This is a genomic window from Stenotrophomonas sp. HMWF003 (genome assembly GCF_003061285.1).
GTDB classification, from domain to species: Bacteria; Pseudomonadota; Gammaproteobacteria; order Xanthomonadales; family Xanthomonadaceae; genus Stenotrophomonas; species Stenotrophomonas maltophilia_AP.
The window spans coordinates 959-6,167 of sequence record NZ_QAIW01000411.1 but is presented as its reverse complement, the minus strand read 5'-3'; the positions used below and the strand labels follow the sequence as shown (position 1 = coordinate 6,167).

Here is a 5,209-nt window from a genome sequence, read left to right as displayed (position 1 = left end):
GTCCGGGTGGTCCGGGTGGCAACCGTGGCCCGGGCGGTCCCGGTGGTCGTGGTCCCGGCGGCCCGGGCGGACGGCCCGGCGGCAGCCGCGGTCCGGGCGGCGGCGGTCACCGTGGTGGCGGCCCGCGCGGCGGCTGATCCCTGATACGCTGAGATCAAAAAACCCCGGTTTCGGCCGGGGTTTTTTATTGGGGCTGGTTGCGCGTTGTGCCGACTGGGGCAGCCACCCATGGGGTGGCTCTACCCTGCTCTACGTGTGCACCCTTGCGCCATCAACCTCCGGCCAAATGCGGTTGGGGCCACCCCATGGGTGGCTGCGCGTAATGCCGGCCAAATCCGGTAGAGCCACCCCATGGGTGGCTGCAGGTAACGCCGGCCAGATGATGCCTCAGCGGCGCTCGATGGTGAACTTGCCCAGGCCCACGCCCAGGTCCCAGCCCTTGCCGGTACCGGCCAGCGCGAGCGACACATCGCCCTTGGTCATGACCTGCGCATTGCTGGATTTGTCGGCGCCCGCATGGGCTTCCACCGAGGCGTAGGAGCCGATCAGGTCGTTGACCGAATAGGCACCGGAGAACCTGCCCTTGCCGTCCACGATCTTGGACTTGCCCACGGTCAGCCCGCCGCCCTTGACGGTGATCTTCACCGGGATGCGCGCGCCGTTGTCGCAGCTGATGGTGCCGGTGCCCGATGCGGTCTTGTACAGCACCGACCAGCCGGCCAGGTTGTAGTGCAGCTCGCAGTCGATGTTGCCAGCTGCCTGCGCGGCCGAGGCCGTCGAGAGGCCGGCCAGCGCGATCAAAACCAGAGAAAACGTCTTCATGCGATCCGCTCGTACTCAGTGGGTGACGAGGCGAATCTAGCAGTGGCGGCGTGTGACCCGGATGAGATCACACGCCGCCATCAGGCCATCGTTCAGCCAGCGTCGACCGGACCGTCCAGGGTGAACGCATCGGCATCGAGCATCGCCGGGAAACGCGCGCGATGCGCAGCCAGTGCGGCCGCCGAGATGGTGGTGGTCACCACCTGCTCCACCTCGCGCACTTCCACCTGCGGCTGGCCGAGGAAGTCGATCACCGCGCTGTCGCCGGCATAGTGCAGGTCGTTGCCATCCACGCCCACCCGGTTGACCGCGGCCACGAAGCACAGGTTCTCGATCGCACGCGCACGCAGCAGCGTGCGCCACGGGTAGGCACGTGCCGACGGCCAGTTGGCCACGAAGATCTGCAGGTCGAAGTCCAGATCGCCCGGGCGCTCCACATCGAAGCGGTTGCGGCAGAACACCGGGAAACGCAGGTCGTAGCAGACCTGCGGATTGATCCGCCAGCCCTTCCATTCCACGCTCAGGCGCTCGTTGCCGGCCGCATAGCGCAGGTGCTCGTTGCCGTAACGGAACAGGTGGCGCTTGTCGTAATGCTGCAGCTCGCCGTCCGGCGTGGCCCACAGCAGGCGGTTGTACACGCCCTGCCCCACCCGCAGCTGCACGCTGCCGGTGACCGCCGCGCCCAGCAGTACCGCCTGCTCGCGGATCCAGGCCACGGTCGGGCCGTCCATGCCTTCGGCCTTGTCGATGGCCTCGTTGGAGAAGCCACTGGTGAAGGTTTCCGGCAGGATCACCAGGTCGGTCTTTCCGGCCAGCGGGGCCAGCAGCGCGCCGTAGTACGCGCGGTTGCCAGCCGGGTCGTGCCAGCGGGTATCACCCTGGACCAGGGAGATGCGCAGGTCACCACGTTCGACGGGGGCGCCCATCACAGCACCTGCAGGCGTTCGATCGCCGCATCCAGCGTGGCGTCGTTCTTGGCAAAGCACAGCCGCACCAGGCGCTGGCCTACCGGTGCGGTCTCGTAGAACGGCGACAGCGGAATCGCGGCCACGCCCTTTTCGATGGTCAGCCACTTCACGAATTCGTGGTCCGGCAGATCGCTGATGGCCGAGTAGTCCACCAGCTGGAAATATCCGCCCGGCACCGGCAGCGGGGTCAGGCGGGTGGTCAGCAGCTGCTCGCGGAAGCGGTCGCGCTTGGCCTGGTAGAACGCCCCCAGGTCGAGGTGGTGCCCGGGCTCGTCACGGATCATCGCGGCAAAGCCATACTGGGCCGGGCCGAAGCTGGTGAAGGTGTTGTACTGGTGGACCTTGCGGAACTCGGCGCTCATCGCCGGCGGCGCGATCGCATAGCCGATCTTCCAGCCGGTGCAGTGGTAGGTCTTGCCGAAGCTGGAGATCACGAACGCGCGTTCGCGCAGTTCCGGGTAGCGCAGCGCCGATTCGTGGCGGCGGCCGTCGTAGATGATGTGCTCGTACACCTCATCGGAAATCAGGTAGATGCTGGTGCCGCGCAATACGTCGGCCAGCGCCTGCATGTCCTCGGCGCTGAGCATCGCGCCGGACGGGTTGTGCGGCGTGTTGACCATCAGCAGGCGGGTGCGCGGGGTGATCGCCGCGCGCACGCGGTCCCAGTCCACCGCGAAGGTCTGAGGGTCCAGCGGCACGTGCACCGCGCGCGCGCCGGCCAGGTCGATGGCCGGCTCGTAGCAGTCGTACGCCGGGTCCAGCACGATCACTTCCTCGCCCGGGCGCACCACGGCGTGGATGGCGTTGAAGATCGCCTCGGTGGCGCCGCTGGTCACGGTGATTTCCGTGTCCGGGTCCACCTGTGCGCCATACAGATCCAGCGACTTCTGCGCGATGGCCTGGCGCAGCGGTGCCACCCCGGTCATCGGCGGGTACTGGTTCAAGCCGCCCTGCATGGCCTTGATGGTTTCATCCACCAGGCGCTGCGGCGCGGAGAAATCCGGAAACCCCTGCCCCAGGTTCACGGCGCCATGCTCGGCAGCCAGCTGGGACATCACGGTGAAAATGGTGGTGCCCACCTTGGGCAGCTTGGTTTGCGGTTGCATCGGCCGGAAAGAAGAAAAGGGGGAAAGGCCAGTGTACGCAAAACCCCCGATACAATGACCGCCCTTTCCGCCGCAAAGACCGCCCCTTGAACGCTCCTCCGTTGCTGGCCGCCCAAGGCCTTGCCTTCAGTCGCAACGATGAACCGGTGTTCGGCCCGCTCGATTTCCACATCGATGCCGGTGAAGCGCTGCTGGTGCAGGGCGACAACGGATCCGGTAAGACCACCCTGCTGCGGGTGCTGGCCGGCCTGCTGCGCGCCGATGCCGGGCAGGTGCAGATCGACGGCCGGGCCGCCGGGCACAAGGAACGCGCGCGGTTCGTGGCCTACCTGAGCCACCTGCCGGCGCTGAAGGCCGACCTGGACACGCTGGAAAACCTGCATTTCCTGTGCGGCCTGCACGGCCGGCGCACGCGCCAGATGCCGGGCAACGCGCTGGCCATCGTCGGCCTGGCCGGCTATGAGGACACCCTGGTGCGCCAACTCTCGGCCGGACAGAAGCGGCGCCTGGCGCTGGCCCGGATCTGGCTGTCGCCGGCCCCGCTGTGGCTGCTCGACGAGCCCTACGCCAACCTCGACCTGGACGGCATCAACCTGGTGAACCGGATGATTTCCGCCCACCTCCGCAGCGGCGGCGCTGCCTTGGTAACCACCCACGGCGCCTACGCCGCACCGCCGGTCCAGACGCGGCTGCTGCGGCTGTCGCCCGCCGGGGCGATGTCAGCGTCTGCCGGGCAGAGCCCGGCACCACAAGGGGGTGCCGCATGATCGCGCCGGGTACCGAGCCGGGCCTGTGGCAGACCGCGCGGGCGCTGGCCCGTCGCGACCTGCGCCTGCTTTGGCGGCGCCGCGGCGATGCCCTGCAGCCGCTGATGTTCGCGGTGCTGGTGGTGGTGCTGTTTGCCCTGGCCCAGGGCCGCGAGCCCCAGCTGATGGCGCAGGTGGCCGCAGCGGTGCTGTGGCTGGCGGTGCTGCTGGCCGGTCAGCTGGCGCTGGATTCGCTGTTCCGCAGCGATGCCGAGGACGGCACGCTCGAACAGTGGCTGCTGGCCCCGGTGCCGCTGGCCTGGCTGGTGCTGGTGCGGGTGCTGCTGCACTGGGCCACCACCGCCCTGCCACTGATCCTGGTGACCCCGTTGCTGGCGGAAATGCTGCATCTGCCGCATGACCAGCTGCCGATCCTGCTGGCATCGTTGCTGCTGGGAACACCGGTCCTGAGCCTGATCGGCGGCGTGGTTGCCGCGCTGACCGTGAGCATCCGGCGCTCTGGTATTCTCGTGGCGTTGCTGGCGTTGCCGCTGTACGTACCGGTGCTGGTATTCGGTGCAGGCAGCGTGGCGGCGGCCTCGCGCGGACAGGATCCGGTGGCGGCGCTGCTGCTGCTGGGTGCCGGGCTGGTGGTGGCGCTGGTGCTTGCACCATTGGCCACCGCCGCCGCGATCCGGATCTCGCTGAGTTGAGCCATCGTCTTCTGCACCACCGTTTCGAGCGTCATCGTTCAACAAGCCGCTCCACGTCCGTTGAATCGTCGCCCTAGGTTGGATAGCTACCGCTGCATGCACACTATCGTCCGCTGGTTCCACCAACTCGCCTCGCCGCCCACCTTCGATCGCTTCGCCGCGCGCTGGTCGCGCGTGTTCTACGTGGCCGCGCTGCCGGTGCTGCTGGTCGGGATCTGGCAGGGGCTGTGGGTGGTCCCGGCCGAGCAGAGCCAGAACGATGCCTTCCGCATCATCTACATCCACGTGCCCAGCGCGTGGATGAGCCTGTTCGTGTTCGCGTTGATGGCCTTCTACTCGGTCATCGCCCTGGTATGGCGGATCAAGATCTGCGAGATCCTGGCGATGGCCTGCGCCCCGATGGGCGCCGGCTTCACCCTGATCACCCTGCTCACCGGCAGCATCTGGGGCAAAGGCACCTGGGGCGGCTGGTGGGATTGGGATCCGCGCCTGACCAGCGAACTGATCCTGCTGTTCCTCTACCTGGGCGTGATCGGCCTGTACCATGCCATCGAAGACCGGCGCAGCGCCGCGCGCGCGGCCGGCCTGCTGGCCATCGTCGGGGTGGGCCTGCTGCCGGTGATCCGCTATTCGGTGGACTGGTTTGGCGGCCTGCACCAGCGCCAGTCGGTCAACGTGTTCGGCACCAATGCCGTGCGCCCGGAACTGATCGCCCCGCTATGGTGGATGGTGGTAGCCACCAAACTGTGGTTCGTCGGTTCGTTGCTGGCCAAGGCACGCGCCGACAACCTCACCCGTGAAGCCGGCAAGGCCTGGGTTGGCGAGCGCTTCGGCGGCGTCGACGCGCCTGCCAC

The 5,209-nt window shown here is 67.9% G+C and carries 6 protein-coding genes; 3 read left to right on the top strand and 3 right to left on the bottom strand.

Annotation, left to right across the window (positions count from 1 at the left end; all coding sequences use genetic code 11):
- Positions 1–387: 387 nt before the first annotated feature.
- The 3 genes from DBR34_RS17590 to DBR34_RS17580 form a co-directional block, all read right to left on the bottom strand.
- A complete protein-coding gene (locus tag DBR34_RS17590) occupies positions 388–822 on the bottom strand; it encodes a hypothetical protein (protein WP_128097739.1) in 435 nt (144 codons plus the stop codon).
- A gap of 92 nt (positions 823–914) precedes the next feature.
- Positions 915–1,748 (bottom strand): amidohydrolase, encoded by an 834-nt coding sequence (locus DBR34_RS17585; protein WP_128097738.1) that lies wholly within the window; start codon positions 1,746–1,748, stop codon positions 915–917.
- Positions 1,748–2,896: a pyridoxal phosphate-dependent aminotransferase gene (locus DBR34_RS17580; protein ID WP_128097737.1), complete on the bottom strand. Its 1,149-nt coding sequence runs from the start codon at positions 2,894–2,896 to the stop codon at positions 1,748–1,750. Before DBR34_RS17580 ends, DBR34_RS17585 begins: the two co-directional genes overlap by 1 nt.
- Before the next feature lie 86 nt (positions 2,897–2,982).
- On the opposite strand from DBR34_RS17580, the gene ccmA reads away from it, so the two are divergent.
- The 3 genes from ccmA to ccmC form a co-directional block, all read left to right on the top strand.
- The gene (gene ccmA / locus DBR34_RS17575; protein ID WP_128097736.1) at positions 2,983–3,663 is read left to right on the top strand and encodes a heme ABC exporter ATP-binding protein CcmA; all 681 of its coding nucleotides are present in this window, start codon (positions 2,983–2,985) and stop codon (positions 3,661–3,663) included.
- Positions 3,660–4,355 (top strand): heme exporter protein CcmB, encoded by a 696-nt coding sequence (ccmB, locus tag DBR34_RS17570; RefSeq protein WP_128097735.1) that lies wholly within the window; start codon positions 3,660–3,662, stop codon positions 4,353–4,355. Before ccmA ends, ccmB begins: the two co-directional genes overlap by 4 nt.
- Before the next feature lie 96 nt (positions 4,356–4,451).
- Positions 4,452–5,209 (top strand): heme ABC transporter permease CcmC (gene ccmC / locus DBR34_RS17565; RefSeq protein WP_128097750.1); only part of this gene is annotated, 758 nt, incomplete at its 3' end.

Excerpts from the sequence above, each read along its gene's own strand:
- ccmB (WP_128097735.1), top strand. The coding sequence starts at position 3,660 with ATGATCGCGCCGGGTACCGAGCCGGGCCTGTGGCAGACCGCGCGGGCG.
- DBR34_RS17585 (WP_128097738.1), bottom strand. The coding sequence starts at position 1,748 with ATGGGCGCCCCCGTCGAACGTGGTGACCTGCGCATCTCCCTGGTCCAG.
- DBR34_RS17580 (WP_128097737.1), bottom strand. The coding sequence starts at position 2,896 with ATGCAACCGCAAACCAAGCTGCCCAAGGTGGGCACCACCATTTTCACC.
- DBR34_RS17590 (WP_128097739.1), bottom strand. The coding sequence starts at position 822 with ATGAAGACGTTTTCTCTGGTTTTGATCGCGCTGGCCGGCCTCTCGACG.